At 58.2% G+C, this 2,434-nt stretch carries 3 protein-coding genes, 1 tRNA gene and 1 pseudogene; 2 read left to right on the forward strand and 3 right to left on the reverse strand.

Annotated elements, in window-relative coordinates; genetic code table 11:
* Nucleotides 1–120 (forward strand): integrase core domain-containing protein (locus AC1DIP_RS22130; protein WP_477735108.1); only part of this gene is annotated, 120 nt, incomplete at its 5' end.
* Here the strand turns inward: AC1DIP_RS22130 and AC1DIP_RS22135 are convergent.
* The 3 genes from AC1DIP_RS22135 to AC1DIP_RS22145 all read right to left on the reverse strand — a co-directional run bounded on the left by AC1DIP_RS22135 (nucleotide 106) and on the right by AC1DIP_RS22145 (nucleotide 2,102).
* Nucleotides 106–522 (reverse strand): toll/interleukin-1 receptor domain-containing protein, encoded by a 417-nt coding sequence (locus AC1DIP_RS22135; RefSeq protein WP_477735109.1) that lies wholly within the window; start codon nucleotides 520–522, stop codon nucleotides 106–108. The two genes, AC1DIP_RS22130 and AC1DIP_RS22135, sit on opposite strands and share 15 nt — an antisense overlap.
* Nucleotides 523–948: 426 nt before the next feature.
* Nucleotides 949–1,674: a hypothetical protein gene (locus AC1DIP_RS22140; protein WP_477735107.1), complete on the reverse strand. Its 726-nt coding sequence runs from the start codon at nucleotides 1,672–1,674 to the stop codon at nucleotides 949–951.
* Between the two features lie 338 nt (nucleotides 1,675–2,012).
* Nucleotides 2,013–2,102: transfer RNA gene (locus AC1DIP_RS22145), tRNA-Ser, on the reverse strand.
* Between AC1DIP_RS22145 and AC1DIP_RS22150 the strand changes: the two are divergent.
* Nucleotides 2,070–2,434: pseudogene (locus AC1DIP_RS22150) on the forward strand (hypothetical protein); the annotation flags it as partial. The gene AC1DIP_RS22145 and the pseudogene AC1DIP_RS22150 sit on opposite strands and share 33 nt — an antisense overlap.

Raw genomic sequence — 2,434 nt, forward strand, 5'->3', positions numbered from 1 at the left:
TTGGCCGAGGAATGGAAAGCTATCTACAATCATGAACGGCCCCACGGATCCCTGGACGGCATGACGCCGAAACGCTACTGGGAAAACTGGACGCAAGAAAACACATTAGCTATCGCATAGACGCTGGACTGCTAACGGGGGCCCAGCCACATCCACCTTCACTTTCTCGATTATTTTGTACAACCCCAAATACTCTTGACCTTCGAAATCTTCCCCACCGCCGCTCTCGACGGGAAGAATGGATATGTTTGACCCGTTTTGGTATCCATCGAAGTAGCCCAGTTCCCACGACATCCACCGTGACTGGCTTGCTGCGCGAGAAGTCGCATACACCAAAGACTTCGACTGTTGCATTTTTCCCCGCAGGCGGTCAGCCGTGGAGGTGGACACGCGTGACCGGTCCAACTGTGGATCATCAATCCAGTCAACGTAAACACGTAGTCCTTGATCAGTGAGAAGGTTCCGAAGTCCCAAAACTAATTGCGCGTCGCGAAAGCTATGGCTCAGGAACACGTCATACATTCCTGTTTCAGGCCTGTTCGAATGCTTCAACCACCCCTCGGCGGCGGAGGCCGTCAACCCGCCTGACCTCTCCCGTAACTCCCCTACCTCGTAATAGCGTGCCAAGAAGGCTCCCCCTTTCCTCTGAATGAATGATGAGGCTGATTAGTTGCCAGAGAATGCCCCCGGGAATCATCTCATCCAAGAGGGCGTACATCAGGCACCGCTTCGTGCTCCTGAGCGGGCCTATGACGGGACCGGCTGCATGCCCGCGGGGACGGCCTGAGCTACTCGGAGGGCTCCACGAGTTTGCGCGTTACCGGTAGACACCAGTGAGGTCCACGGAGAGCGCCGCCGTGAACAATGCTAAGGCGTAGTTGTCTCTGTGAGAGGCGGAGCGCCGCGGTGACGAAAGGAAAGCGAGCCGTAGGGGATCCGTGTCGACGCCTAGCCTTTTGTGTCGTCCGAAACAGGGTCAGCACAGAAACGCAGAAACTCATGACCCATAGGGGTGCTTAGCCGGTGGGCCGCGTCTGTGATGTCGTAACCGAGCCCCACCGCGTCGTTGATGAGGTTGTCTTGATGAAGATCCCTCAAGACGACCTTGGCCAGCGGCTCCCACTCTACGATCCCTGCGTAAACGACGTTGGCGAAAATCCAGTGCAACTGTCCGTTGCCCACATTGTCGCGGTGCTCCGTCAGGAACGACTGCGGATCATCGCAGGCACTGAGAATGAGCACATGCTCAGGCTCGTAGCGTTCAAGGAGTCGCATGAAGAAATTGGCCACGGCCTCTTCATTTGGCGCCCAGGAGCCGCTATTGCAGGCCGCGTTCGCGAGTATTTTGCACTTCGCCTGACTCGAGGTCTCCCTTGATATCCGCAGGGCCTTGACTACTGCCGCCCCGAAACGTGCGTCGTTTGCGATATCTGCCTGCCCCAGCCCTACTGCTTCGCCTAGCTCGTCCACTCGCTGTGCCAGCATGAGGAGCCATCTCTCCTGGGCATACCGGTCAGCAATTGCGAGGGAACCAGTCAATCCCGCTGCCACAGACCCGCCGATCACTGGTATCGCTGACAAGACGGCTGCGAAACCCACCTTGGTCCCTTCCTCTATCCTGTCCATTTCCGGCATTCGGGACGCAAGTGACTCTTCGTTTTCAAGGGGGTTCATCCGTGGATACTAACTGGCTGTGATCACCGCTGCGTTACCCCCGTTGCGTGTGCCGAAGTCCCGCGGCCTCAGCCGTCGTCTATAGGTTGTGGCGGCGACCTCGGACACGATAGCAAACTCCGCGCTTGAAGCGAGCCCAGATCTCACCCAACAAGGGCGGGAGCCGCTACTGGTCCGCATCGCTAACCGTCGCTCAGCCATGCTTGACCACTCAAAAGTTGGCGTGCGGTCGGGCTGGCGTAAGAGGTTTTGCCAATTTTTTGCCATTGGGACCGCTCTGGGCAAAGCAAAGGCCCCTGATTCCTTTGTAAACAAAGGGAAGCAGGGGCCTTGCTAAGTGGCGGTGACGGTGGGATTTGAACCCACGTTGGCTTTTACACCAAACAACATTTCGAGTGTTGCACCTTCGGCCGCTCGGACACGTCACCAACCTCAATAGGGTACCGGAGCAAGGGCTGCATCCCCAAAACGGCGCCACCAAGGCCGTGCTGGTGCTGCCGGGGTTGATTGTCGTACCCCTTTGCCAAGATGGGGTTATGGGGATGGCAGCGGTGGTGAAGGCGTTCGGGGAGATCCGTGCTGCCCTTGCCGTGCTGGATGCTGAGGTGGACGGGGCCGGTGCGGTGCCTTTTTCTGCAGCTGATCCGTTGGCTGGGTTGGCGGATGGTTGCCTGGAGATTCTGGCCGGGTCCCGTGAGGTGGAGGCCGGGATCGCTGCGGTGAAGGCGAAAGCTGCCGTTGGGTATGTGGAGAGCGCCGC

The organism is Pseudarthrobacter sp. 05T312 (genome assembly GCF_056396685.1).